The organism is Polaribacter sp. R2A056_3_33, from assembly GCF_019278485.1.
GTDB lineage: Bacteria > Bacteroidota > Bacteroidia > Flavobacteriales > Flavobacteriaceae > Polaribacter.
Window position 1 is genome coordinate 2,362,365 of the sequence record NZ_CP058984.1, and the last position, 26,236, is coordinate 2,388,600.

22 protein-coding genes and 1 tRNA gene are annotated in these 26,236 nt (G+C 30.0%); 12 read left to right on the forward strand and 11 right to left on the reverse strand.

What is annotated here, in order from left to right; translation table 11 throughout:
* Positions 1 to 68 precede the first annotated feature (68 nt).
* Genes H0I29_RS09785 through H0I29_RS09795 form a run of 3 tightly spaced genes read left to right on the forward strand, consistent with a single transcriptional unit; the run spans position 69 to position 3,465 of the window.
* Positions 69 to 629: a DNA-3-methyladenine glycosylase I gene (locus H0I29_RS09785; RefSeq protein ID WP_218732586.1), complete on the forward strand. Its 561-nt coding sequence runs from the start codon at positions 69 to 71 to the stop codon at positions 627 to 629.
* A complete protein-coding gene (locus H0I29_RS09790) occupies positions 626 to 1,387 on the forward strand; it encodes a hypothetical protein (protein ID WP_218752129.1) in 762 nt (253 codons plus the stop codon). Before H0I29_RS09785 ends, H0I29_RS09790 begins: the two co-directional genes overlap by 4 nt.
* 38 nt (positions 1,388 to 1,425) lie before the next feature.
* Positions 1,426 to 3,465: a dipeptidyl peptidase 3 gene (locus H0I29_RS09795; RefSeq protein WP_218752130.1), complete on the forward strand. Its 2,040-nt coding sequence runs from the start codon at positions 1,426 to 1,428 to the stop codon at positions 3,463 to 3,465.
* A 151-nt stretch (positions 3,466 to 3,616) separates the two neighbouring features.
* On the opposite strand, the gene H0I29_RS09800 is transcribed toward H0I29_RS09795, so the two are convergent.
* The 4 genes from H0I29_RS09800 to H0I29_RS09815 all read right to left on the reverse strand — a co-directional run bounded on the left by H0I29_RS09800 (position 3,617) and on the right by H0I29_RS09815 (position 10,226).
* A complete protein-coding gene (locus tag H0I29_RS09800; protein ID WP_218752131.1) occupies positions 3,617 to 4,573 on the reverse strand; it encodes a type IX secretion system membrane protein PorP/SprF in 957 nt (318 codons plus the stop codon).
* The gene (locus H0I29_RS09805) at positions 4,570 to 9,279 is read right to left on the reverse strand and encodes a cadherin-like domain-containing protein (RefSeq protein WP_218752133.1); all 4,710 of its coding nucleotides are present in this window, start codon (positions 9,277 to 9,279) and stop codon (positions 4,570 to 4,572) included. Before H0I29_RS09805 ends, H0I29_RS09800 begins: the two co-directional genes overlap by 4 nt.
* A gap of 319 nt (positions 9,280 to 9,598) precedes the next feature.
* Positions 9,599 to 9,847: a hypothetical protein gene (locus tag H0I29_RS09810; protein ID WP_218752135.1), complete on the reverse strand. Its 249-nt coding sequence runs from the start codon at positions 9,845 to 9,847 to the stop codon at positions 9,599 to 9,601.
* A 172-nt stretch (positions 9,848 to 10,019) separates the two neighbouring features.
* Entirely contained in the window at positions 10,020 to 10,226 is a 207-nt protein-coding gene (locus tag H0I29_RS09815) for a hypothetical protein (RefSeq protein WP_218732591.1), read from the reverse strand.
* A gap of 214 nt (positions 10,227 to 10,440) precedes the next feature.
* Between H0I29_RS09815 and H0I29_RS09820 the strand changes: the two genes are divergently transcribed.
* On the forward strand, positions 10,441 to 10,827 hold the full coding sequence (locus H0I29_RS09820; protein WP_208890263.1) for a nucleoside triphosphate pyrophosphohydrolase family protein: 387 nt from the start codon (positions 10,441 to 10,443) through the stop codon (positions 10,825 to 10,827).
* 138 nt (positions 10,828 to 10,965) lie between these two features.
* Here H0I29_RS09820 and H0I29_RS09825 read toward each other — a convergent pair whose 3' ends face one another.
* The gene (locus H0I29_RS09825) at positions 10,966 to 11,448 is read right to left on the reverse strand and encodes an ABC transporter ATPase (protein WP_218752137.1); all 483 of its coding nucleotides are present in this window, start codon (positions 11,446 to 11,448) and stop codon (positions 10,966 to 10,968) included.
* A gap of 90 nt (positions 11,449 to 11,538) precedes the next feature.
* Entirely contained in the window at positions 11,539 to 12,150 is a 612-nt protein-coding gene (locus tag H0I29_RS09830; RefSeq protein WP_218732594.1) for a thioredoxin family protein, read from the reverse strand.
* A gap of 215 nt (positions 12,151 to 12,365) precedes the next feature.
* Here H0I29_RS09830 and H0I29_RS09835 point away from each other — a divergent pair, with 215 nt between their 5' ends.
* Together H0I29_RS09835 and H0I29_RS09840 are read left to right on the forward strand one after the other, a co-directional pair.
* Complete coding sequence (locus H0I29_RS09835; RefSeq protein ID WP_218752139.1) at positions 12,366 to 13,034, forward strand: hypothetical protein; 669 nt, start codon at positions 12,366 to 12,368, stop codon at positions 13,032 to 13,034.
* A 3-nt stretch (positions 13,035 to 13,037) separates the two neighbouring features.
* Positions 13,038 to 13,559 carry a nuclear transport factor 2 family protein gene (locus H0I29_RS09840; protein WP_218752141.1) on the forward strand — a complete coding sequence of 174 codons (522 nt, stop codon included), beginning with the start codon at positions 13,038 to 13,040 and terminating at the stop codon, positions 13,557 to 13,559.
* A 167-nt stretch (positions 13,560 to 13,726) separates the two neighbouring features.
* On the opposite strand, the gene H0I29_RS09845 is transcribed toward H0I29_RS09840, so the two are convergent.
* The 5 genes from H0I29_RS09845 to H0I29_RS09865 all read right to left on the reverse strand — a co-directional run bounded on the left by H0I29_RS09845 (position 13,727) and on the right by H0I29_RS09865 (position 20,939).
* Positions 13,727 to 14,200 (reverse strand): regulatory protein RecX, encoded by a 474-nt coding sequence (locus tag H0I29_RS09845; RefSeq protein ID WP_254712607.1) that lies wholly within the window; start codon positions 14,198 to 14,200, stop codon positions 13,727 to 13,729.
* A gap of 73 nt (positions 14,201 to 14,273) precedes the next feature.
* The gene (locus H0I29_RS09850) at positions 14,274 to 17,807 is read right to left on the reverse strand and encodes an efflux RND transporter permease subunit (protein WP_218752142.1); all 3,534 of its coding nucleotides are present in this window, start codon (positions 17,805 to 17,807) and stop codon (positions 14,274 to 14,276) included.
* 11 nt (positions 17,808 to 17,818) lie between these two features.
* Entirely contained in the window at positions 17,819 to 18,991 is a 1,173-nt protein-coding gene (locus H0I29_RS09855; RefSeq protein ID WP_218752143.1) for an efflux RND transporter periplasmic adaptor subunit, read from the reverse strand.
* 6 nt (positions 18,992 to 18,997) lie between these two features.
* Entirely contained in the window at positions 18,998 to 20,332 is a 1,335-nt protein-coding gene (locus H0I29_RS09860) for a TolC family protein (RefSeq protein WP_218752144.1), read from the reverse strand.
* A 7-nt stretch (positions 20,333 to 20,339) separates the two neighbouring features.
* Positions 20,340 to 20,939, reverse strand: a complete 600-nt coding sequence (locus tag H0I29_RS09865) for a TetR/AcrR family transcriptional regulator (RefSeq protein WP_218732600.1) — start codon at positions 20,937 to 20,939, stop codon at positions 20,340 to 20,342.
* Between the two features lie 128 nt (positions 20,940 to 21,067).
* Here H0I29_RS09865 and H0I29_RS09870 point away from each other — a divergent pair, with 128 nt between their 5' ends.
* The 6 genes from H0I29_RS09870 (at position 21,068) to H0I29_RS09895 (ending at position 26,139) form a co-directional block, all read left to right on the forward strand.
* Positions 21,068 to 22,039: a polyprenyl synthetase family protein gene (locus tag H0I29_RS09870; protein WP_218732601.1), complete on the forward strand. Its 972-nt coding sequence runs from the start codon at positions 21,068 to 21,070 to the stop codon at positions 22,037 to 22,039.
* A gap of 63 nt (positions 22,040 to 22,102) precedes the next feature.
* Positions 22,103 to 22,176 (forward strand) — tRNA-Ile (locus H0I29_RS09875).
* Positions 22,177 to 22,453: 277 nt separating this feature from the next.
* Positions 22,454 to 23,635, forward strand: a complete 1,182-nt coding sequence (locus H0I29_RS09880; protein ID WP_218752145.1) for a site-specific integrase — start codon at positions 22,454 to 22,456, stop codon at positions 23,633 to 23,635.
* Between the two features lie 21 nt (positions 23,636 to 23,656).
* Positions 23,657 to 24,325, forward strand: coding sequence for a hypothetical protein (locus tag H0I29_RS09885; RefSeq protein WP_218752146.1), 669 nt, complete (start codon positions 23,657 to 23,659; stop codon positions 24,323 to 24,325).
* 175 nt (positions 24,326 to 24,500) lie between these two features.
* Positions 24,501 to 24,779, forward strand: a complete 279-nt coding sequence (locus tag H0I29_RS09890; RefSeq protein ID WP_218752147.1) for an AlpA family transcriptional regulator — start codon at positions 24,501 to 24,503, stop codon at positions 24,777 to 24,779.
* A 178-nt stretch (positions 24,780 to 24,957) separates the two neighbouring features.
* Entirely contained in the window at positions 24,958 to 26,139 is a 1,182-nt protein-coding gene (locus H0I29_RS09895) for a virulence-associated E family protein (protein WP_218752148.1), read from the forward strand.
* Positions 26,140 to 26,236 lie beyond the last annotated feature (97 nt).

The following is a 26,236-nucleotide window of genomic DNA, read 5'->3' on the forward strand; positions in this document are numbered from 1 at the left end:
GAAAAATATTCTAAAATAGATTGGTTTTTAATTGATTTAACATTAATTTTCAACCTTAATAAAAAGGAATGAGACAAAGATGCTTTTGGGTAACAGACAGTGACTTGTATAAAAAATATCATGATGAAGAGTGGGGAACACCCGTCTATGATGATCGTATTTTATTTGAATTTCTAATCTTAGAAACTTTTCAAGCGGGTTTAAGTTGGATTACAATTTTAAATAAAAGAGAAAATTTTAGACTTGCTTTTGATCAATTCGATTATAAAAAAATAGCAACCTACTCTGAAAGTAAATATGAATCTTTGCTAAAAGATTCAGGTATTATTAGAAATAAACTAAAAATTAAAAGTGCCATTACAAATGCGCAATTATTTATAGAAATTCAACAAGAATTTGGTTCTTTTTCTAAATTTATTTGGTCTTACGTTAATAACAAGTCAATTATTAATAAGTTCGATAAAAGAGAGGAAGTTCCGGCAACAACAGCACTATCAGATAAAATTTCTAAAGACTTAAAAAAGAGAGGTTTTAAATTTGTAGGATCTACTGTAGTGTATGCGTATATGCAAGCTATTGGTATGGTAAATGACCACACCACAGATTGTTTTAAATATTTAAAAGAATGAATGTATTTGAAATACCTAAAGATGATTTAAAAAAAATCATTTCTACTTTTAACAGAGAAATTGGTCGCTTTATTTTTTTTGTTTTCGTCTTGTTTTTTGATAGTATTTATTTTGCAGAAAACGTAACAAGCTCGCAGCTATTAATTAATATTTTAATGCTAGCTGGTTTTTTTAAAATGTACTTTAGATCTACTCCAAGAGTAAAAGAACTAATGATTTATGCTGTAATTTTAGGTTTTGCAGGAGAATATCTTTTTTCTAGAGCATTAAGTATGTATACTTATAGGTTAGAGAATGTACCGTTTTATGTACCCATTGGTCATGCCGCTTTGTATGGTAGAATTTTAATGTTTAGTAAGGCATCAGTTGTAAAAAAATACAATAAAGCTATAGAGCAATTGTTTGCAATTGTAATTGCCATTTTTGCAACCACATACCTTGTTTTCTTTTCAGATGTTTTTGGTTTTGTAATGACAATAGGTGTTTTTCTATTACTTTGGAAAAGGCCTAAGGATAGGTTGTTTTTCTATGCGATGTATATTTTAGTAGCAATTCTAGAAATTGGTGGTACTGCGTTTGGATGTTGGAGATGGCCAAGTATTGGGTTTGAGGTTTTTGAGTTTTTACCAAGTAATAATCCGCCAAGTGGTATTAGTTTATTTTACTTTTTATTAGATATTGGTTGCTTTGTAATTTATACTCAAAGACATAATATAACTTGGAGTAGACTTAAAAATATACGAAGTATACGCGCTTAAAATTTGTACCTTTATACATCAATTATAAATTTAATAAAATGAATATAAAACAGATGATTTTTGGTTGTTCAGTTGCCTTATTATTGGCTTCTTGTACTTCGGAACCAAAAAAAGAAACCGAAAAAGAAAGTGAAAAAGTAGCCACTGAATTTAACCATTTTGTAGAGCAATTTGGAGATATTAAAGTATTGCGTTATAAAATTCCAGGATTTGAAGAACTTACTTTAAAAGAAAAAGAACTTGTTTACTACTTAACCCAAGCAGGTTTGTCTGGTAGAGATATTATGTGGGATCAAAACTATCGCTATAATTTAAGTATTAGAAAAGCGTTAGAAAATATCAACCAAAATTATACGGGAGATAGAGAAAATGATAATTTTAAATCGTTTAAAACCTTCTTAAAAAGAGTTTGGTTTTCTAATGGAATTCATCATCATTATTCTAATGATAAATTAAAACCAGCATTTACAAAAGAATATTTTACAGAGGATTTATTAAAAAACTCAAACACAGAATTGTCATCAGAAATAATTGAAATTTTGTTTAATGATGCTGATAATAAAAAAGTAAATAAGAAATCTGGAGTTGACAATATCTTGTCATCAGCAATTAATTTTTATGGACCAGATATTACAGACAAAGATGTTGCTGAATTCTATAAAACAGCTTATAAAGGATCTAAAGAGCAACCAATTGAGGCGGGGTTAAATTCTAAACTAGTAAGAGAAAATGGTAAGTTAGTAGAAAAAGTTTGGAAATCTGGAGGCATGTATGGTGCTGCATTAGACAATGTTATTGGTTGGTTAGAAAAAGCAAAAGGAGTTGCAGAAAACGATAAACAAGCGCATACGTTAGAGTTATTAATAGAATATTACAAAACAGGAAGTTTAGATGTTTGGGATCAGTATTGTGTTGCTTGGTCAACTTCCACAGAAGGAAATATCGATTGGATAAATGGTTTTATCGAAGTCTATAACGATCCAAAAGGATATAGAGGTTCTTATGAAACTATTGTTCAGATTAAGGATTTTGACATGTCTCGTAAAATGAAAGTTTTATCTGATAATGCGCAGTGGTTTGAAGATAATGCTCCTTTAGCTCCTTCTCATAAAAAAGAAAATGTAGTTGGGGTTTCTTATAAAACGGTAAATGTTGCTGGTGAGGCTGGAGATGCATCTCCAAGTACGCCAATTGGTGTAAACTTACCGAATAACAACTGGATTCGTGAACAACATGGTTCTAAATCTGTTTCTTTAGGAAACATTATTGGAGCGTATAACAATGTAGGCGGAACTGATCGTTTAAAAGAATTTGCCAATGATGAAGAGGAAGTTCGTTTGGAAGAAAAATACGGTCAGATTGCAGATAAACTACATACTTCTTTACATGAAGTTGTTGGGCATGCCTCTGGTGTTATTAATGAAGGAATAGGGCAACCAAAAGAAACACTTCAAAATTATGCTTCTACAATGGAAGAAGGACGTGCAGATTTAGTTGGTTTGTATTACTTAATGGATGTTAAATTGCAAGAATTAGGGGTGACAGATAATTACAAGGAGTTAGGGATGGCTGCTTATGATGGATATATTAGAAATGGATTAATGACACAATTGGTGAGAATTAATTTAGGAGATGATATTGAAGAAGACCACATGGTAAACAGACAATGGGTTTCAGCTTGGGCTTTTGAGCAAGGTAAAAAAGACAATGTAATAGAGAAAGTTGTAAGAGATGGTAAAACGTACTTCAATATAAATGATTACGATAAGTTAAGAGAAATATTTGGAAGTTTATTAAAAGAGGCACAACGTATAAAATCTGAAGGTGATTTTGAAGCTGCTAAAGCTTTGGTAGAAGGCTATGGTGTTAAAGTGGATCAACAATTACATGCAGAAGTTTTAAAAAGAAACGAGCAATTTAAATCTGCACCTTATAATGGTTTTGTAAACCCTGTTTTGGTTCTGGATGTAGATGAAAGTGGAAAGGTTGTAGATGTACAAGTTACAGACCCTAAGGATTTTGAAGAGCAAATGTTATTTTACTCTAAAAATTACAACTTCTTAGAAACGGAAAATTAAAATTAATTATTCCTGATAAGGAATATCTTTAAAATTAATTTATGTAAAAACCGACTCTGTTTAGAGTCGGTTTTTTTATGATTATCAAATTGTGAACTGATTTTATTATTTCTAGGTAAATAATAAACAGACTAAAATTAAAAGGAATATTTTAAAAGTAGCAACGGTTATGAAATAACCAGCGTGTATTTCTTTTTAAATCTAAATCAAAACTAATTATAATTTCATGAGAGCTTAGATTTTCTCCATAATTAGCAAGTCTATTATCATAAGAGTACCCAACTCTATACTTTTTATTGATAACTATAGCAAACAGAGCACTCATAGATTCTTTATAACGGTAAGATAAACCTGCTTCAATTATTTCTTTATAAATAAAATTAGCATTTAGATCTATAGAAACAGGTAGACTAGGCGTGTATTTTATAATCATTGAAGGTTTAAATTTTAATTCTTCAGACATTTCATAGATATATCCTGATGCTAAAAAGAAATTGTGATTGCTTATTCCAAAGCTTTCATCAAGGTTTTCTAAGGTTTTAAATTGTCTAGATTTTAAAATATTTGGAATGGATAATCCTATAAAAAAATCTTCAGTATAATACAATCCACCAAAACCAATATTGGGGTAACTTCCATCTGTAGAAGCATATATTTCATTATCTGGTGTTACACCTCCTGCATAGTTATTATTAAAAAAAGTAACGCCACCTTTTAAACCAAAAGAGAGTCTTTCGTAGCGAGATATAGGCAATGTATAAGAGACATCTAAATTTATATTAGTACTATTTGCTAAACCTAATTTATCGTTTATAACCGTTGCACCAAAACCTAAACCAGCTGCTGTTCTTCCGTTTATGGAAAACGTTTTGGTTTCTGGTGCTCCTTCTACACCAACCCATTGTTGACGAGATAATAACGAGATGCTTAAATCTGCTCTAGAACCAACAAACGCAGGATTTATTACCTGCATATTATACATGTATTGTGTATAATGTGGTGTCTGTTGTGCGTAATTAAATGTGCTAAAGAAAAGAAAAATTAAGACACACGTAAAAAGCGTTTTATTTGTGATCTTTAAATTGTTTTGGGGGCTTTTTTGTATCATCTTATTAATTGGATAAAGCTTTTCTTAGGTTTTGTAACACCATCGTTATAATCTAAAGAGTAATAATAAATGCCTTCTGTAACAGGTTTTCCGTTGTTGGTACCGTCCCACCAAAGTGGATTTGCATTACCGTTATTTTTATAATCAAATACTTGACCTCCCCAACGGTCAAGTATCGTTATTCTAAAGTTTGGATACTCTTCAATTCCAGAGATTTCAAATACATCACTTTTTCCATCATCATTTGGCGAAAAAAGGTTTGGGTAATCATTGTCCTTTATGGTTCCAATACCATAAATTGTTGAAGAGTAGTTAGAAACACCTGTAGTTGTAATTTCTACCTCTAATAGCATTGTTTCTGTATCTTCGTTTATAGTATCATCTATGGTTTTTACATCTTGAGTAATAGATGTTTCAAATGCAGGTATATAAGCGATGGTAAATTCCGGATTATAGTCTTCTAAATCACTTGCTGTTTCATTAACCGTTTCTAAATTGAAGTTGATCGGTAAATAATTCTGCATTGGTTCATCCGTATCTGGATTTACCAATGAGACTGTAAAAGTTAAAGTACGCCCTTCAATAACAGTAACATTATCTATTATAACTTTAGGATCTGGGTTTATGTCTAAAATAGTACCTGTTTTAGTTAAATCTTGAGCGCCAATATGAGCAGAAGCTACAACACCAAAAACGTTTATAAATTCATCTGATTCGTTTATATTGTCTATAAAAGTAGGAATGTTAAAAGAACTTTCTGTATTTGCATTATTAGGGTCTGTGGTTCCATTAATGGTTAAAGATTTATAAAAACTTTGGTAATCTTCTGGGCTAATTGCAGTGTCGTCTGTTGTATGAATGTCTATGTAAATTGGTCGTGAAGATGGACGGCTTAAAATAACTTTATGTTCTAAATCATCTCCTTCATTACTTATAGAGTTATTCATGGTAATAGACGGTGCATCTTCATCATCTAAAAGAGTACCAATCCCATTTATTTCTGTATTAATGGTGTTGTTAGAAGTTATGTTACCTTTTAAAGTAAATAATTCATCTAGCTCATCAATATTGTCATCAAAAGAATTTACGGTAAACGTATTTGTATCTGTAAAAGGATCTATTGTTAAAGTTTTAGAGTTTACTTGTTTATAATCATAAGGAGCAATTGCTATATTGTATGTGTCTGTAGTTTCGGTACCATCTATTGTTGAAAAGCTAATGTTAATCGGTGATGCACTTTGAATTAATTTTGAGTGATCCGTCTTTTTAACTAACAAGATTGTGAATTCTAAATCTTCTCCTTCTATTACAGATACATTATCAATAAGTACAACAATGGCTATAATCTCTCTCCAGTCTCTTTCTGATGTGTCAGGGTCATCGTTGTTTGGGAAATCGGTAGGAACTTGACTATTTGTTGGGTTTACCAATGCAGTATTATTGTCATAAGCATCATCTAAACCATCATTATCACTGTCTATATTTAGTAGAGTAGTTTCTGCAATTCCATCATTATCTAAATCCCAAGCTTCAATAGCATCATCACGAATGTCATTATCAGAATTTAAATCAATATAATCAGGTTTACCATCACGATCTGTGTCTGTTGGAGTAATTCCGTTTGGATATGCAGTATCTATACCTAAAGCATTAATAACACCATTTGGTGCTTTGTAATTAGCAGTAGTTTGTCCTTCAATATTATCTACAATACCATCTCCATCAGCATCAATATCTATAAAGTCTTGATTGCCGTTGGTGTCTGTATTCGGAATAGTGTAATTAGTTGAGGCATTGCTATTATCATTATTTTCTTTAGTGTTATCAAGTCCATTTTTACCGACCGGTTTATTGGTACGACCATTACGGTTTGTATCTACAGACTTATTTCCTGCTTCTACAATATCTAAAATTCCATCATTATCACTATCTAAATCTAAGTGATTAGGAGCTCCATCATTATCAAAATCAAAAAGATCGACAATACCATCGTTATTCGCATCAGCACCAAAATCGGTATCTCTGTAATTAGGTATAAAATCTTTGTCATGGTCATCTAAAGGATTTAATCCATTGTATTCATCAACATCTAGGATGGTGTCGTTATCATCATCAATATCAACAGCGTTAGAAATACCATCATTATCAGAATCTGTCGTGGCATTAACAGCTACAAAATCAGATGAGCTTATAATTTTATTTAATGGATCTGTTGCGGTAAATTTAGAAGTGTTATTGCCAATACAGTCTTCATAAAAAACAACTGTAAATTGAACAGTAATTGTTTCTCCTCGCATTAATATACCAGAAGTACCATCAAAAAAATTGATATCTGAAGTACCGTTGTAATTAGGGTTTAAAATTGGGTCTTTTGTTGCTGTTGAGTTCTCTATAAAAGGAGTTGTCACAGAAACAATGTTACCAGAACAAATTTTATTTAAGTCGTCTTGTAGATTTAAGTTTTCTAACTGTACAATGTTACTATTGTTTTTGATGGTAAGTTGAAAGGTAACCTCATCATGTTCTAAAATACCATTAGGAATTTTATTAACTTCTGAAATTTCTTTCTCATTATTATTGGCAGAGCTAAATAATAATACCATATTAGAAGAAGCGCAACTGCATTGCATTGCAGATGTTACAGGTGCTGTAGATGAATTTGTTGGGTAATATCTATCTAAATGATTTCCTAAACCATCAGACCAATTAACAAAAGAGAATTTTTTGTTGTTAGATGAAGTAGACTCATCTAGTCCGTCTAAATCTCCTTGGGTTTGTGAAAGGTTTAATTGATAAAAATTGTTAATTCCAGTGGAAGAGAAAGGTTCTGTTAAATAATAAACTTCTAAAATTACAGTTTCTCCAGGTTCAAGAGAATTATTTGGCATTAGTAATTTTGTGTTTGTTCCTCCGTTATAAGAATTGTTAACAGTTACATTAGGCCCTGAAACTTGAGTAACTTTAAGCTCTCTAAAAGCAATACCATTGCTTAAGAAATCGCCTAAACCCATGTTATAGTTAATATTATTAGCTGTAGCGGTACCTTCATTTGTTAAGATAACTCTGTTATTATAATCAAAAGTTCCGTCTGGATTTACATTTGGTCTTGAATCTGGTACATATAATCCTCCAGCCACAATAGCTTCTGTAGTATGAAAATCTTCAAGTAAAATACTGTTAGCGTCGTTTCCTATTGTAGAAGTTACCTCTGCTACATGATTAAAATCGATTCCAGAACCAGAAGGAGTAGGGTTAGGTCTACCACCACAAAAAGGATTTACCGTTACGCAAAATTCAATATTTATAGATTGCCTTGGGTATAAAATAAAATTATCTATAGCATCTTTGTTAAAAAGAGAGTTTGATGTAGCGTTTAAAAAATCATTATTTACAGCATCTGTATTAAATTCGGTAGGGTACGGGTTGTCTACAAAATCCTGAACAGCAGTAGTATTAACCGTAACACCTTCTATTTGTTCTACACATCCATTGCCATAAATAGAGTTTAAGTCATTTGTTAAATCTATGTTTTTTATAAGGTTTTCTGCATGGTAATCTCTTGCAGTACTTTTATTTTTAAGCGTTAAACTATATTTTATCTTATATACTCCATCTACGGTGTAGCCTTGGTTACAGCTAGATATAGAGCTTATTTCTAATAAGTCGGTTATGTGTTCTACTGTTAAATATAAATTAGCTGAATCTGTAAAAGTTCCGTCAGAAATAATATATTTAATTACAGGAATATTCCCTGTATAGTTTTTAGTGGGGATAAAAGTATAGCTACCATCTGGTTTAAAAGAGATACTACCACCTGCAAAAATAGCTTTTTGATCTGTGGTGTAAGTTGTTCCGTTTATGATAAAATTGATAATCGATAATGAGTTGTTATCTTGATCACTGTCATTTATGAGTACACCAGGAGTATCTACATTTAAAGTAGTGTTTATGTTTGCTGTATCATAATCATCATTAGCATCTGGCGGATATAAGTTAATAATTTTTACAGTTAAGTTAGCGGTACTTGTAAAACCTCCGTCTGAAACGGTATAGCTAATTGTAGGAATTTTGTTGTTATAATTAGCGGCAGGTATAAAAGAAAAACTACCATCTTCATTTATGGTAATAGATCCTTCAGTAAAATTTGCTTTTTCACCTGCATTATAACTTATAGTATCTATTTTAAATTCTGTAATGGATAAAAAACTGTCGTCTTTATCTGTGTCATTACTTAATATACCAGGCGCATCAACATTAAGAGTTGCGTTTGTTTCTGTTGAGTAATTGTCATTTTTAGGATCTGGCGCATATAGGTTGTTTACTTTGATGCTCAGGTTAGCAGAAGCAGTATACGTGCCATCAGAAATTACATAGTTAATAGCAAGAGTAATATCATTATAATTAGTAGTAGGTGTAAAAAGAAAACTACCATTTGCATTTATAGTAATTGCTCCATCGGTTAAGTTAGCTGTGTCTCCTGCAGCATATGTGATACTATCTAATGTAAACGACGTAACCTCTAGATCATCGTCATCTATATCAGTGTCGTTACTTAATAAACCGGGAGTATCAATCCTTAATTCTGTATTAGATGTAGTGGTATAACTATCATCTTTTGCTACAGGTGCTGTTTGTGCAGAAGTAAATTGATAGAAAAATAAAAAGAATATAAGTATTTTATACGTATTGTATTTAGGGGGTATCATTTTTTGGGGGATTAAATGATTTTAATAAAAAAGTTTAAATATTGTTAGATAATTATGCGGTTTTGAGTGAGGAATAATTTATACCTAAATCTGTTATATTAACATATAAGCTCAAAGATTTTATCTTTAAGGTAGTATTATTTTGGGCAGAAGCATTATCCTTATTTGATTCAGGGCCTGCTAGAGCAAACTGATTGAATAAGAAATAAAATAATATAAATAGTAGTAAAAGGGATACTACATATAATATAAATGTACTGTATTTGTTTTTTTTAGTAGATATCATTTTTGGGGGAATTAAATGATTATAATATTTCTATTAATTATTAGTATAAATGTTTGTTGGATTATGACAAATAGGGTAACTCGAATAAAAACTAGTAACCAATTGAGGATTTTCATTTGGACCTATGTGATTAATAAGGATGTCTAGCTTGTTAATTTTTAATGTAGAGATTGTTTTAATGACGTAATTAAATGCTGTACCTACAGAAGTTGCAGTAGCAAACTGATAAGGAAACATGAGGAATACAAGTAGCTTGTATTTGTTTGTATTTAAGGGTATCATTTTTTTGGGGGATTAAATGATTATGTATTTCTAATAATATGTTGATAAATGTAGCTAAAAATATTTTAAACACAAGCTACTTTTAATTTTTAATTTTGCAAAATTATAAAATTATTATGAAAAACAACCTTTAATTTTGATTTAAAAGCTAGTTAAGTATTTGTAAATTAGCCTATTGACCCCAAAGTATTCTGATGGCTACAAAAACAGCAATAACAATTGCGCCGTAAATAAGTACTTTTTTACCCGTTCCTTTATAATAACGTTCGTGGTTTTTTATGTCTTTTCTATAACTGTAAATCATTAGAGCTACAAAAGAAATGAAAAATAAAGTCATAAAAATAATTCTTCCTGTTGTAAAATAAGCACTTAAAAACATAATTTGTATTCTTTAAAAGTTGTGGATTAATGGTAAACAAGAAGCTTTTATTTTATCAGAAAGTTTATATATATTGTCTAACTAAAATTAATAAAATTCTATTCTGCAAAATTACAAATTAAATGAAGAATGTCCTCGTTTTTGGTATAACTTCTAAAATTGAATCTTATTAACTAAATAAAAAAACAATAATTTAAATAAAACAGAATATATAATGAAAAATAAAATAGCAGCAGTAACTGAATTCCACACCGCTTTTAAATTAAATATGAATCAAAAGCCAATTGCAAATATTGGTAAAGATAGAAACACACTTCGTTTTAATTTAATGAAAGAAGAAAATGAAGAATATTTAGAGGCAGCAGAAAATAATGATTTGGTTGAGGTTGCAGATGCTTTAGGTGATATGCTGTATATTTTATGTGGCACAATTATAGAACACGGAATGCAAGATAAAATTGAAGAGGTTTTTAATGAAATTCAGCGTAGTAATATGAGTAAATTAGGAGCAGACGGTAAACCTATTTACAGAGAAGATGGTAAAGTTTTAAAAGGACCTAATTACTTTAAACCAAATATTGGCGATATTTTAGATAAATAGGCAATTATAATAAGTGAAATTTGTATCGAGAACCAATGGTAGTTTCTTAATTTGTTCTCGATACAAGTTTTTAATAAAAAGAACTTGTATCGCATTATAAGAGTGATTTAAACTTTATAATGTAAACAAGATAAATTGCTATAAATATCTATTGTACCAGCTTTCTTCAAGAGGAATTTCCCAATTGTTATCAAAGTCCACTTTTGTAGTTATTAAATTATCAAAAATGATGCTTTTTGCTGTTACAGCTTTATTTTTAAGTAGTTTTTTAAAGTCTTTTAAATCTTTATATTGTACATACTCTCCTTGTTTAAAACAAGCATTCATTTTGTCTAACAACTCTACTTCATATTCTTGTTGTAGTCCTAAGATAAAAGAAACAGAAGCATCTATGTCTGAGTTTGTTAACGTTGAATTTTCATCATCTGCAAATAGCACAATAAAACGATTGTATAAAAATTGGTAGGAAGCTTTAAAGTTTTCATCGTCAGATTTCCAGTTTTCTAGAAAGTCTTTTACTTTACTTTCAATTCCTTCAATTTCATTCGGGTAAAATTTTCTACTAGAAGGGTATACCCAAACTTTTGCTTCTTCGGTAATTGTGGAATAATCTACAAACATTTATATATAATTTTCGGTGCAAATATACAGAAAAGAAAAACCGTAAATCAATTTATTAATTTACGGTTTTAAATTTATTTTTTATTTTATTTATACTTCTTTTGCAAGTGTATTTGTAAAAAGTTGTATAAAATCGTCTTGTATGTTTTGTCCCTTGTTTTTGTTATACCAAACCTGTAAATTTTCTTTAAATTGTGCATCTATTACACCATGTTTGGCTTTATAATCTGCAACCATTTTTGTAGCTTCACTAGGTCTAGGTCCCCAAGTGTTAATTACATTATTGTCTTTATCTAGAGCAACTAATTTAGGGATTGATTTTCCTCCATTTGTTAAAAATAGGTTCATTAAATCTTCATGCTCATCTCTTAAAACTAATTTAAGATTAATAAGACTATTTGTTGCTGCAATTTTATTTATAACAGGTAAGTTTTGAGCAGCATCTCCACACCAACCTTCTGTAATAAGCAGCCAAGTTTGAGGTTCAGTAATTTCTTGCATTTTGGTAATAGTTGCTTCAGAAATTTTTATGGTTTTATCTAAACGCTTCATTCTTCTGTCGTTTAACATACTGTAATTTGTTAAATCTTCAGATTGTTGAGTTCCTGTCGCTTTTCCTTCAGCTAATAAACTACTTACTAAATCTCTATATTCTTTATAAGATAATGTGTCTTGTAAACTTTTTTCAATAATTTTTTTCATCTCCTAATATTTTATACAAAGGTATTTTTAATGATTAAAAAAAAATGTAACCTTTGTTACAAACTTCTTGTTTTTTATTAATGGTGTAGACGAAATAAAATGGATAGCTTACATTTTAATTTTATGGTTAAAAAAAAAGACTTTTGTTACAATTTCCTTAAATAAATAAGAGATGTTTTTAAAATGCTTATTTTTACCACTTATTATAAAAAATCGTGAAACAAATTATTTACTTATTGCTGTCTGTTATTTTATTTTCTTGTGGTAATAATAAGAAAGAAACTGTTAGTGCGCTTCAAGAAACACCAAAATTAAGTACTCCCGTAAAGCATATTTCTCTAGAAGGTGTTAAAGCTATTTATGAGCCAGAAATAGAAAATTGGCAAGAACTAAAAACGGTAAATTCTTTTCTAAAGAAATTTGAAAAAGTATCGCCAAACGAAGCTTTAAGTAATGCGTTAGAATTAAGAGATTTGGTTATCAGTTTAAAAGACAGTGTAAAGCCAGAAATTTTCGACACTCCTCCTTTTGAAACAAGAATTAACGTTTTGCACAATGAGGTGTTACGTTTGGCAGATCTTACTTTTATACCCGCAATTACCTCCGAAGAAGTTAATTTGCAGGTAGATAAAACAATAGCCGCTTTTTCTACTGTAAACTCTAAGATAAATAGCATACTTGCTAAAAAGCGTTTTGAAGAAGAAATAAATATCGACTTCGATTTCATAGGTATAGATTCTACGCAAATGGATAGTATTTCTAAGAAATCTATTAATTTAAAAAAATTGGAACAAGATTCAATAAGTAAAGAAAGGAATGCAGTACAAAGAAAAGAATTTAACGAGATTTCTCCAGAAAATCAAGTTTTTTTAAAGAAAGAATAGGCAATGAAAAACGGTTTTTTTATCTTAGTGGTAGTTGTTTCATTTTTTAATTGTAACGTTAAAAAAGATATTGAAAATACTCCTACAATTGTATCGATAAAAACCAATGCGAATACTTTGCTAGATGAGTGGCACCAAGCGGCTTCAGAAGCAAATTATGAAGGTTATTTTGCTAAGATGGACAGTCTTTCGGTTTTTATTGGCACAGATGCAACTGAAAACTGGAGTAAAACACAATTTCAAAAATTTAGCAAACCTTTTTTTGATAAAGGCAAAGCGTGGTCTTTTAAACCTTTAGAAAGAAATGTTTATGTAAACGAAGCTAAAGATTTTGTTTGGTTCGATGAGTTATTAACTACTTGGATGGGAACTTGTAGAGGTTCTGGAGTCTTAGAGAAGAAGCAAAACGTTTGGAAAATTAAGCACTATGTACTGTCTGTGGAAATACCAAATAACGATATACAAGCCGTTATTTTAGCAAAGAAAAAAAGTGATTCTATCTTTTTAAGTACAATTAACAGGTAGTATTAGAAGCTATTTCCTGCTTTACTCTATATCTTTTTGCCGAAAAAGCAAAAAGGATGCCGTTTCAATCAGGGCTAAAATTGTTTGTAAGCAGTTCGTTATTAATAGGTTTTGCAGTGCTGTTTTATTCTTTACAATGCTATTCTATCTGTAGCGCATATAAAGCTCTAAGCAACTACTTCGGCAACAACTTTATAAATCAACTCGCTTTCAAAACCTTTTCGCATTAAAAAACCAATTAATTTTTGTTTTCGTTTATAAATATCAGATTCAGAAATTACTTCATTTCTGTTTTCTGTAATTCTATAAATAGTTTGTACGTACTCTTTTTCATCAATTTCTTTTAAAGCTGTTTTAATGTTGTAAGCAGAAATATCTCTAAATTTTAATTCTCTAACAATACGTTGTTTTCCCCAAGATTTAATTTTGAATTTTCCGCGTGCAAAACTTTTAGCAAAACGTTCTTCATTTAAAAAGTTATCTTTCATCAAACTTAATAAGATCATTTCTCTAGCTTCAGGAATCAGCTTGTATTCATGCATTTTCTGCTCTACTTCTTTGTGGCATCTATCTTGGTAAACGCAGTAGTTTTCTAGCTTACGTTTTAATTCATCAACCGTAAAGGACTTCTTTTTTATCATTAGTTCGAAAATACAAAAAGAGATGAAATTATATGAATTTCATCTCTTTTTTATAAAAAAATATGTTTAAAATTTAGATTTGATTTTTTTCATCAATTCTTTTATTTTCAATAATCACTTCTTGAGGAACCATTTCGTTTGAGGTTGTTTTGGTTCTAATCCACATTTTAAATAAGGTTACTAAGTAGAATAAAACAGGCACCACAATTAGTGTTAAAAAGGTTGCTATTAATAAACCATAAATAACGGTCCAAGCTAAAGGTCCCCAGAAAACAACGTTATCTCCACCCATATAGATGTGTGGGTTGTATTCTGTAAACAAACTAAAGAAGTTTATATTTAATCCAATTGCTAAAGGAATTAATCCTAAAATGGTTGTAATTGCTGTTAGTAAAACAGGTCTTAAACGCGCTCTACCAGCATTTACAATTGCTTCGAATAACATTTGTTTGTCTAAATAATCTTCGTGGTCTATTTCTAATTCACCTTTCTTTCTATCAATTAACAATTGTGCATAATCTAATAGTACAACTCCATTGTTTACTACAATACCGGCTAATGAGATAATTCCCATCATGGTCATCATAATAACAAAAGAACTACCAGAAATAACGATTCCTCCAAAAACTCCAATAAAGCTTAAGAAAATTGCCAACATGATAATTCCTGGTTTAGAAACCGAGTTGAATTGGAAAATTAAAATGAAGAAAATTAAAGCCAATCCAGTAAAGAAAGCACCCACTAAGAATAACATTTGTTTGTTTTGTTCTTCTAACTGACCTGTATAATCAATCTTTATTCCTTTAGGTAAATCTTTAAAGTTTTTCATTTCTTCTCTAATTTTACCAACGACGGCTCCAGCATCAGTTTCTCCAGGAGACAATGCAGAATAAACGGTAACAAGCCTTTTTATATCTTTATGCTTAATAGCACTAAAACCAGAATTGTTAGATTGTGTTGCTACAGTAGAAACCGGAATTTCCTTTATTTTACCAGAAGCCATATCTCTAAAGATAATATTCTGATTAAAAATAGCACTCTTATTATATCTGTCTTCTTTGTTAAAACGAACGTAGATATCATAATCGTCTCCATCTTCTTTGTAAACACCTGCTTTGTTTCCAAAAATAGAAGCTCTTAATTGTTGCCCAACCTGTCCTGTAGAAACGCCTAATTCACCAGCTTTTTTACGGTCTACGATAACCTCCATTCCTGGTTTGTCTCGGTTTACATCAATCTTTAATTCATCTATACCAGAAATACTTTTTGTGTTGATAAAATCTCGCATTCTTTGTGCTACATGAATTAATTCTGCATAATCATCACCTTCAATTTCAATATTAATTGGAGATCCTGCAGGTGGTCCGTTAGCATCTTTTTCAACAGAAATTAAAACTCCAGGATAAATACCAACCAATGCTGTTTGTACTTTCTGACGCATTAACTCACTATCTAAGCCTCTTCTATATTTGTATTCTCTCATAGAAGCGGTTACTTTTCCTTTGTGAGGCATTTCTGCAGCAGAACCACCATCTGTCTGTGGGTTTCCTGCACCTTCACCAACTTGAGAAATTAAACTTTCTACCATAAAATTGTAGTCGCCATCCATATATTCATCAGCATATAAAACGCCTTCTACCTTCTCTTCAATTTGTTTTGTAATGGCATTTGTTTTTTGAATATCTGTTCCTTCAGGGTATTCTATATAAACAATTATTTGATTTGGCTTATTGTCAGGGAAAAATTCAACCTTAGTTCTTTGAGTACCTAAAGACCAACCAAAAGCAATAAATGAAGCAAATAAAAGAATAGTGGTACCAATTACTAAAAAGTAAGGAGTTTTACCTCTTAAAGAAAAACGCAAACTACTTTCGTACCATCTTTCTAAAACTGGCAATACTTTGGTTTGAAAACTATTAGCCCATCCTCTTAAGAATAAACGATAAACCCAAAGCATTACTGCTACAAAAATCATTAATGCACCAATGGCACTGTAAGTTCCGCCTGCAATTAAGATTAAGATCCCTATTACTGCCATAACACCTGTTACAATTGCAATCTTTTTAATAGGCATGTCTACATCTTCTACACTCATAAATTGAGAAACCAATACAGAGTTAAAGAATATTGCTACTAATAAAGATGAACCTAAAACGGTAGATAATGTAATTGGTAATAAAACCATAAAATCTCCCATTACACCAGGCCAAAGACCTAAGGGTATAAATGCGGCAACGGTTGTTGCAGTAGAAATGATAATAGGAAATGCAATTTCGCTAATTCCTTTTTTAGCCGCATCAATTCTATTCATGCCTTCTTCGTCCATTAAACGATATACGTTTTCGACGACGACAATTCCGTTATCGACCAGCATTCCCAGTCCCATAATTAATCCGAAAAGAATCATGGTGTTCATGGTGTAACCTAACAAGTTTAAAATCATTAAAGACATAAACATAGACATTGGTATGGCAAAACCAACAAATACTGCATTTTTAAATCCTAAGAAAAACATTAAAACAGTTACCACTAAAATAACCCCGAAAATAATGTTGTTTACTAAATCGTCTACCTGACCGATGGTTTTATTAGATTGATCGTTGGTAATGGTAACACTTAAATCACGAGGGAAATAATTATCAATAGCATCGCTTACAATTACTTGTATTTGCTCTGAAGCTGCAACCATATTTTCTCCAGCACGTTTTTTAACATCTAACATTACAACCTCTTGTCCTCTTTCTCTGGCAAATGTTGTTTTGTCTTTGTCTTTAAAAGAAACGGTTGCTACGTCTTTTAAATATATAGGATTGTCGAATTCAGATTTTATTACAAAATTCTCTAAATCATTTGGTTTGTCAATTTCACCAATAATTCTTACCGTTCTTCTTTGTCCAGAGGTAATAAAATTACCAGCAGACATGGTTACGTTTCCGTTGCTAATTGCAGAAGTTATGTCGTTAAAACTAACTTTTGCAGCCATCATTTTATATATATCTACAGCAACTTCTACTTCTTTTTCTTGAGCACCTCTAATATCAGCTTTTTTAATTTCAGCTAAATCCTCAATATCATCTTGTAAATATTCTGCAAATTCTTTTAATTTATGAACAGGGTAGTCTCCAGAAATATTAATATTTAAGATGGCTATTTCTTCAGACATACTTAAATTGAATACATTAGGCTCTACTTTAGCATCATTAAAAGTAGGCCAATCTTCACTAGATGTTTCTGTAGAAAGCTCGTCTTTAACCTTTTGTTTAGCTAGTTCTACGGTAATGTTTTCATCAAACTCAACAATTACCATAGAGTAATCTTCTTGAGAGGTTGAGGTAACTTCTACCACATTACTAATGGTTTTTACTTTATCTTCTATCGGGTCTGTAATTAGTTTCTCTATATCTTCTGCAGTGTTACCAGGGTAAGCAGTACTAATATATATCTTGGTTTCTTTAACTTCAGGGAAATTCTCTCGGGCCATACTTAAGTAAGCAGAAATACCGTAGAAAAATAAAACTCCCATTAGCACGTAAACAGTAGTTTTATTGTGAATTGCCCAAGCGGATAACTTAAACTCTTTATCGACTTGTTTTTTTTGTTTTGTCATCGTTATTTTTTTTATTTATTGATAACTTTAACTACTTGTCCATTATTTACACTTCTCGCACCTTCGTCAATAATTTCTGTGCCTGCAGGTAAGTTTTCTAAAACTTCGATGAAATTTCCTTGTGTTTTACCTGTTTTTATAATAACTCTTTCTGCAGTAGCTTCGTTGTTGGATTTTTTATTTTTAATGGTATATATAAATTGTTCTCCATTTGCGTTTTCAGAAATAATACTTTGCGGAATTAAAATAGCATTTTCATCTGTATAATCATTAACTTGAAGTTTTGCTGTTAAATTCGGTTTTACATTTCCGCTTTTATTTTCAACAGGAACTTCAATTCTAAAAGACCTATTGTTTGGGTTGATAAAACTACCAACTTGTCTTACTTTGCTGTCTACACTTGCACCAAGTACAGGGAATTCTATTTTTACTTCTTTATTTTTTTGAATACTTGTTATGTATCTTTCTGGCACTTCTGCTTCTACATACATATTATCTAAATTTACAATTCTAAAAATTTCTGAACCTTGCCCAGGAGCAATTACGGTTCCAGCTTCTTTCATAACATCATCTATAACTCCAGAAAATGGCGCTCTAATAGATGCTTTGTTTTGTTGACTTTTTAGCTGCTTTAAAGAGTTTCTTTGAGACTCATAATTCGTTTTAGTTTGTAAAAACTGAATTTCCGACCCTATTTTTTGTTCCCATAAACGTTTTTGACGTTCAAATGTAGTTTTTGCTAATTGTGTAGTTGCTTCTAATTGTGCAACCTGATTGCCTATACCACCATCATCTATAGTTGCTAATAATTGTCCTTTAGAAACTTTCTGACCTTCTTTAACATAAACTTTTTGTAGAATTCCAGGCATCTCTGGGTAAATTAAAATGTTTTGTTTGGTCTTTACACTTCCTTGTATTTCTAAATAATGTTTAAAAACGGCCTCTTTTGCTGTAAAAGTGGTAATTAAAGGAAGTTTCTTAAGCGTGTCTTTTTTAGCAATTGCATTATTTATAGCTTCTAAATCTGCATTTATAGTTTCTAAATTTGCTGTAATTTCTTTCTTTTTATCGGTTAATTCTTTTAAATCTCCAACAGAAATGATTGCTGCAACTGATGTTGGTTTTTTTTCTCCACAAGATATTAAAACAAGTGTAAATGCTAATAATGTATATATTTTTCTCATGCCTATTTATTGTTTAATTGGGGTGTTTAGTGCGTTTTCTAATGCTGCTTTACTAGCAATTACATCTAACATAGATTGTATGTACGATTGTTGTTGTGAGTATAGTTGGTTTTGTGCTTGTAGTAAATCGAAACTAGTAGAAATTCCTTCAAAAAACTTAATTCTTTGTTTCTTTTCTATTCTTTCTGCTAAACCAACATTCTTTTTAGCAGTATTATAGTTTTCAATACTTAGTTGATACTCGCTTTTTGCTTTTTCAGCTAATAATTCTAAACGTTGTTTGGTTTCTTCTAGCTTAATATCTGCTGTTTCTAAAGCAATTTTTGCTTGCTTTGTTTTAGAACTTCTTCCTAAACTACTAAAAATAGGTATGTTTAAGCTGACTCCTAAAAGAGAAGATTCAAACCATTTCTGATCATTATCAAAGAAAGTAAAATTGTTTGAATAACCAGAATATCCGTAGTTTACAAAAGCTGATAAGCTAGGTAGTGCTTTACTTTGCTCTAAGCGAACTAATAAACGTTTAGATTCTCTATCGTTCTCTGCTATTTTAAAATCGATATGATTAGAGAAGCTAAAATCTTCTGAAACTAAACTTAAGTTAATGTTGCTTTCGGTTAATGAATCTAAAGAATCTGTTAGCGTAAGTTCTGTTTCAATTGCAGCTCCTAAAGAAAGGTTTAGCATTTTATAAGCTATAACTTTCATTCGCTTTACACTGTTTAGTTGACTTTTTAAGTTTCCTAAAGTAATTTCTAGTTGTTCGACGTCTTCTTCTTCATTAAATCCGTTTTCATAGATTTGTTTTGCATCACTTAAATTTTTCTCAAGAATTTTAATGTTTCCTTCTAAAATTGTAATACTATTTTCTGCGACTAATACGTTTCCGTATGCATTTATAACAGTTTCTCTAGTTAAAAGTTCTGTTTTTTCGTTTGCTTGTTTAGAAATTTTTAAATAGGTCTTAGAGGCCTGTAACCCTACTAAATAAGAACCATCGAAAATTAATTGATTTAGAGTTACAAAACCGGTTAAGCTTTGTTTTGTTCCAAAAACCAATTCATCCTCAGTTCCGTCTCCATCAATATCAATTAAACTTACTTGTTGTTTTATCCAATTTTGATAATCTACAGCGGCGCTTATTTGGGGTAAACCCGTTGCGGTTGTTTCCCATACTTTTTCATTTGCAGATTTAATATCATTTTTAGAAGCCTTTGTATTGTAACTATTGTCAATAGCAAAATCTATAGCTTCTTTTAATGATAAGGTCATTGTTTTTTCTTGTGCATTGGCAATAAAGAAAAAACAGGTACTTATGCATACCAGAATTATTTTTTTCATGTGGTTTTTATTTCTGTTTTAATTGGTTTTCTAATTGATGTATTCCTTTAATTGTACAAATTCCTCGTAAATGGTATTCTAAAAAATAATTCATTAAAGTGTTCATAGAATAATCTGTTAATGGAAATAAATCTTTATCCTTTAAGCCTATTATTCCGTTAAAATATATTCTAGATACAAACTCTAAGTTTATAGATTCTCTATATAAGCCAATTTCTATACCTTTTTTTAAATTGGCAATAACGCAATCTTGCATTACATGAAATTGCTTTTGCTTTAAAGAAGCATAAATTTTAGGGTAGTATTTTTGAAGTTGATATATAGGTGAAGATTTTTCATCTTTTAAATTGTTTAAAACTACTCTTTTTATCGAGAAAAGTTCATCAATCGGGTTTAGATTTAATTCACATATACCATTTATTCCAGAACAGATAACGTTAAACATATGGTGTGTAACAGCGTTTATAAGTTCTGTTTTGTTTTTAAAATACTTATAGATCGTCTTTTTAGAGACGCCTAAAGCACTGGCAATTTCGTCCATAGTAACACTCTTAAAGCCTAGGTTTAAGAAGAGTTCATTTGATTTTTCTAATATTTTATCTCTCATAATTCGTGTGCAAATGTACGAATGGAAACTATAGAAACAAAAGAAGTTTCCAAAGTTTTGTTTATTTTTTAACATTGGAATTGTGAAGTGAAATTACTTTACGTTATTTTTACAAAAAAATAACAGATTTGGAGATTTTACATTATCAAAAAGATTTTATCAATTATTTAGAATCTAAAAAGTGGGTTAGTGAACCTAGAAATTTATATGAGCCTATAGATTATATCCTAAAATTAGGAGGTAAAAGAATGCGCCCAATTTTAACATTAATGGCTGCAGATATTTTTTCAGGAGGATATGAAAAGGCTATGCCAGCAGCATTGGCTGTTGAAGTTTTTCATAATTTCACTTTAATTCATGATGATATAATGGATGATGCTCCTCTTAGAAGAGGGAAAGCTACGGTTCATGAAAAGTGGGATTTGAATACAGGTATTCTTTCTGGAGATGCTATGCTGATATTAGCCTATCAGTATTTTGAGAATTATGAGCCTGTTGTTTTTCAGAAATTAGCAAAATTATTTAGTAAAACAGCTTTAGAAGTTTGTGATGGACAGCAATTAGATGTCGATTTTGAAACTAGAAATGATGTAACTATTGATGAATATATAAATATGATTCGGTTAAAAACATCTGTTTTGGTAGCAGCCGCATTAAAGATGGGGGCAATTGTTGTTGAAACAAATGAAGAAAATGCAGACTTAATATATGACTTTGGTTTAAATTTAGGTTTGGCCTTTCAGTTACAAGATGATTACTTAGATACTTTTGGAGATCCTAAAACATTTGGGAAACAAATAGGAGGGGACATTATAGAAAATAAGAAGACTTTCTTATATTTAAAATCATTAGAGATTGCATCTCAGGAAGATAAAAATAAATTAAGTGTTTTTTACAATCAAAATTTAACAGAGAATTCTTTAAAAATTAAAGAAGTAACTCAAATTTTTGATAAAAATGATATCCCTGCTTTAGTAAAAGAACAGATTAAGAATTATACAGAGAAGGCGTTTGATACTTTAAACACTATGGATGTGTCAGAAAAAAACAAGAAAAGTTTAAAGAATTTTGGACTTTGGCTAATGAATAGAACGGTTTAGAAAAAAAACTAATATTTTATTTAATAATGTAATAAAAAGTATTACATTTGCAGCCAATTATTTGGTCCCATAGCTCAGCTGGTTAGAGCATCTGACTCATAATCAGAGGGTCCTTGGTTCGAGCCCAAGTGGGACCACTTTAAAGCACTCTTCTAGAGTGCTTTTTTTATCTAAAACACATACATTCAGTGTTTTACCTATATTTCAGCATTTTATTTACCCCATAATTTTTTATATTTTTGATACTATATTGATACCCTTGTAAATTTGGGTATCAAAATAACAGGTAGTAGTTTAATGCTCTCATTATAAACTCACTATAATCCACTTTTATTCCCTGTTTTTCTTGCAGTTTTCTATATCTCTTGCTTAATATTTTAAGCCCCGTTAGTTTAGCTTAAAATTTATAATATTATGAGCCAGATACATTTTACAACAGTGTTTAATAGAAAGAAAAAACTGAATAAAAGAGGGGAAGCTTTGATTCAGATTTGTGCCTATCATTTAGGTAGAAGAAAATATTTTTCTACAGGAATTTACATAAAGCCAAATCAATGGGATTCAAAAAGGTTAAAAATTAATGACAATCATTATGACCATGATTTTTTAAACGATGATATAGATAGTGTCATTAAGCGAATTAAAGCTATTATCAGGCAAAAAAAAGAAGAAGGAGAACATGTTTCTCTTTCTAAGCTTAATGAGATAAAAGATTCTAAATTATATGATTCATTCTATGATTTTATGAAAGAAGAGATTGAAAAATCTATCCTAAAAGAATCTACCAAGAAAACACAAAGAAGAACACTTTCTGTTATGAAGGACTTTAAAAAAGAATTAGATATTGATGGTGTAAATGTTGCTTTTCTGATGGGTTTTGAGCGTCATTTGAATAAATTGAATTTAGGAGTAAATACGATTTACAAATACTTTAAAAACATTAGGACCTATGTTAATAGAGGTATCGTTTTAGATTTAATAGAGGTCAATGATTATCCTTTTAAAAAATTCAAATTACAACAAGTAGAAGGTAAAAGAGATTTTTTAACCCCTGATGAATTAGGACGGTTAGAAAAATTAAATTTCGATAATGATTTAGAAAAAGTAAAAGACTTTTTTTTAATGAGCTGTTATTGTGGTATTAGGTTTTGCGATTTGGTTTGCTTAACCGAAGATAATTTCTATGAGGATGATGGGATTAAATGGTTAAAATTTACAATGATAAAATCAGAAATCAAAAGTGATATTTCTACAAGGAAGGTCGTAAAAACACCTATTTCAAAAATGTTTTCTTCAAAAGCAGTAGCAATATTTGAAAAATATAAGGGTATAAAAAAATATTTGTTTGATGATTTCACTAATTCTGAAATTAATAAAGCTTTAAAAGATATTGAAACGAAGTTAAAGTCCGGAAAAAAAATAACATACCATGTTGCAAGGCATACCTGTGCTACAAACTTAATATTCCATAAGGTGCCTATTACTACTGTTCAGAAAATTTTAGGACATGATAAAATAGAAACTACGCTATTGTATGCAAAAGTATTAGGTATCACCATTGTAAATGATTTAAAAGATATTAATTTTGGTGATTAGTAAATATATTATATTGCGTGTATGAAAATTTTAAAGCCAAAACATTATCTGAATAAAAGATTGAAACCAAAAATGGTTGGTTCGGTTAAAACTTATCCAGTATATATTCGTTTTACAATTGGTACTAGCAATCATCGGATAAAAAGTGTTATACTTGAGAATCTTGAAGATGAAAAACAGCTCTTAGAACATAAAAAAGAAATAGATTTAGAAAAAAATGTAATTAATTATTTATATACTAGATTTCATAACTATTCTTTTTCTCATTTTAATTCTGATGCGTTTTATTTATGTAGTCCAATTCAAGTTATTATTAGTTTGTACATATACACATACGCTGATGAATTTGAGGATGTAGCTTTAACAGTGTATGAAAAAGAGTTGTTTGCACACCTTTTATCTAAAACGAATTTCCCTAAGCCTTTTCTCAGTAAAATGATTGAAAATATTGACTTTAATACACGAGTTCCTTCTGATTTTATAAAGGATAAAAAATTGAAACTTATTGTAGATTCTTTTAATTCTAGCATAATTTTTAATGAGAATGAATCTGATATTTTTTGTATTTATAATTGGAAGCATACTGACATTAAAGATAAGTTCAGAAACCAATTTGGTTCTTCTAGCTTTAATTTTATTGAAAAAGTTATTGAGCTTTATTCTTCAAGTCTAAATGATTTTTTAGATTAAACACTTATAATTTCTATATCAAAGCTTTAATTGAAACTTAAATAATAATTAAAACAAACCAAATTAGGGAATAAAATATTTGTTTAACACTTATTATTTATGTTAATTTGTTACAAATAAACAATTAATGATAAAGTTTGTTTAAAATAGGGAATAAAAATAAAAAATAACACTTATGAAAGAGGTTCAAATCAAAACAATCATGGTTCCTAAAGAAGAATGGGACAAAGTAGTTACCACTTTAGAGAAAATGAATAACAATATCTCAGGTCTAATGAGTAAAAATGTTAAAGAGTATTTAACCAAAAAAGAGGTTATGAGTATTCTTAAAATAGGTCGTACCACTTTAGATAGGTATATAGAAGAAGGTTTTTTACACGAGGTAAAATTAGGCAAAGGAACAAGAGGGTATATTAAACAATCTGAACTAGACGATATAATGGGAAATGTATAAAAGCGTTAATTACAATGATTAACACTTTTGTTTAGCTTATCTTAATAATATAGATATGCATAATATTCTAAAAAAAATAAAGCGTTCAAAACTCAACTTTTAAACGCTTAAAATAATCTTTTATCTAACCAAAAGAGTATGTGCAAATATAGGCATTATACTCATTCAATTATTATTTATGGAAGAAATAAGCGTATATGATGTTTCGTCACGCAAGGATTCTGTGTATGACAAAATTCACGAGGAATTAAGTAAATATTTCAAGATCAAGTTTAATGAAATTGCACTTGAATACGAAATATTCGATATCAATACCAATGAACGACTCGAATTTAACGAATCTTCAATATTAATACATCTACATAGAGAGAAAATAAGCGTAAGTCAACAAGTATTTAAAACATACTTAAAAGCTCATTTTGTTGAACGGATTAATCCTATAACAGAATACTTTGAAAGTCTACCAACTTGGAATGGCGAAAATCATATTAAGAAATATGCAAGCTATATAAATACAGACGACAATGAGTTGTTTTATAAACATCTTTTAAAATGGGCTGTAAGAGCGGTAAAAACAGTTTATAACAAAGAATCTATAAACAAAAACGTGCTAGTTTTAGAGGGGGGTCAAAATTATGGAAAATCTTTCTATTTGAATTTTTTATGTCCACCAGAACTATTAAAATATTTGTACACAAATATAGGTGTAGGAAAGGACGACAGGATTAAGTTGGCTAAAGCTTTTATTATAAACATCGAAGAATTAGATGTAATGGGGAAATATGATATTAATGCGATTAAAGCTCATATTAGTGCGCCTTCTGTAAATGAACGGTTGCCTTTTGGTGATAAATCAACATTACTTTTTAGAATTTGTTCGTTTTTGGCTTCTACAAATCGTGCAGAATTTTTATGTGATGATACTGGGTCTGTTAGATGGATAATATTTAGTGTGCTTCAAAAATTAGATTTTTCTTATAGTAAAGAATTTAATATAGATGATTTTTGGGCACAGGCGTATCATATTTTTAAGAATGATAAAGAGTTTAAGTCAGATTTAACTACCGAAGAGACTCGAGTTAATGAAGTTAGAAATGAACGTTTTACAATACAAACAGTAGAAAATGAATATGTTTTAAAATACTATGCGATTAGTGAGGATATTGAGGATTTTAAAACAGCCACCGATATTGTGACTGAATTACAAGTTATGGGGCAGAAATTAAATGTTCAGAAAATAGGTTCGGCACTAAAGAAATATCGTTTTAGCAGAGTCAAGCATGCAAAACGTCAAGTTTATGGCTATTTAGCAAAAACTAAATTTAAAACTTCTCCTTGGGGTTTTACTGATAAAGAATAAAATGTAAATATACTTACCTAGTTACCTAAAGTGTTTTAGTTAGTTGATATTTAGCTATTTATATAGGTAGGTAACTTAATTAAATTAATATTATACT

Coding starts and splice junctions, on each gene's coding strand:
- H0I29_RS09825 (WP_218752137.1), bottom strand. CDS start 11,448: ATGTTTGTAGATTATTCCACAATTACCGAAGAAGCAAAAGTTTGGGTA.
- H0I29_RS09865 (WP_218732600.1), bottom strand. CDS start 20,939: ATGAGAGATAAAATATTAGAAAAATCAAATGAACTCTTCTTAAACCTA.
- H0I29_RS09845 (WP_254712607.1), bottom strand. CDS start 14,200: ATGATAAAAAAGAAGTCCTTTACGGTTGATGAATTAAAACGTAAGCTA.
- H0I29_RS09785 (WP_218732586.1), top strand. CDS start 69: ATGAGACAAAGATGCTTTTGGGTAACAGACAGTGACTTGTATAAAAAA.
- H0I29_RS09820 (WP_208890263.1), top strand. CDS start 10,441: ATGAAAAATAAAATAGCAGCAGTAACTGAATTCCACACCGCTTTTAAA.
- H0I29_RS09790 (WP_218752129.1), top strand. CDS start 626: ATGAATGTATTTGAAATACCTAAAGATGATTTAAAAAAAATCATTTCT.
- H0I29_RS09800 (WP_218752131.1), bottom strand. CDS start 4,573: ATGATACAAAAAAGCCCCCAAAACAATTTAAAGATCACAAATAAAACG.
- H0I29_RS09860 (WP_218752144.1), bottom strand. CDS start 20,332: ATGAAAAAAATAATTCTGGTATGCATAAGTACCTGTTTTTTCTTTATT.
- H0I29_RS09880 (WP_218752145.1), top strand. CDS start 22,454: ATGAGCCAGATACATTTTACAACAGTGTTTAATAGAAAGAAAAAACTG.
- H0I29_RS09850 (WP_218752142.1), bottom strand. CDS start 17,807: ATGACAAAACAAAAAAAACAAGTCGATAAAGAGTTTAAGTTATCCGCT.
- H0I29_RS09840 (WP_218752141.1), top strand. CDS start 13,038: ATGAAAAACGGTTTTTTTATCTTAGTGGTAGTTGTTTCATTTTTTAAT.
- H0I29_RS09895 (WP_218752148.1), top strand. CDS start 24,958: ATGGAAGAAATAAGCGTATATGATGTTTCGTCACGCAAGGATTCTGTG.
- H0I29_RS09890 (WP_218752147.1), top strand. CDS start 24,501: ATGAAAGAGGTTCAAATCAAAACAATCATGGTTCCTAAAGAAGAATGG.
- H0I29_RS09830 (WP_218732594.1), bottom strand. CDS start 12,150: ATGAAAAAAATTATTGAAAAAAGTTTACAAGACACATTATCTTATAAA.
- H0I29_RS09855 (WP_218752143.1), bottom strand. CDS start 18,991: ATGAGAAAAATATATACATTATTAGCATTTACACTTGTTTTAATATCT.
- H0I29_RS09815 (WP_218732591.1), bottom strand. CDS start 10,226: ATGTTTTTAAGTGCTTATTTTACAACAGGAAGAATTATTTTTATGACT.
- H0I29_RS09805 (WP_218752133.1), bottom strand. CDS start 9,279: ATGATACCCCCTAAATACAATACGTATAAAATACTTATATTCTTTTTA.
- H0I29_RS09885 (WP_218752146.1), top strand. CDS start 23,657: ATGAAAATTTTAAAGCCAAAACATTATCTGAATAAAAGATTGAAACCA.
- H0I29_RS09810 (WP_218752135.1), bottom strand. CDS start 9,847: ATGATACCCTTAAATACAAACAAATACAAGCTACTTGTATTCCTCATG.
- H0I29_RS09795 (WP_218752130.1), top strand. CDS start 1,426: ATGAATATAAAACAGATGATTTTTGGTTGTTCAGTTGCCTTATTATTG.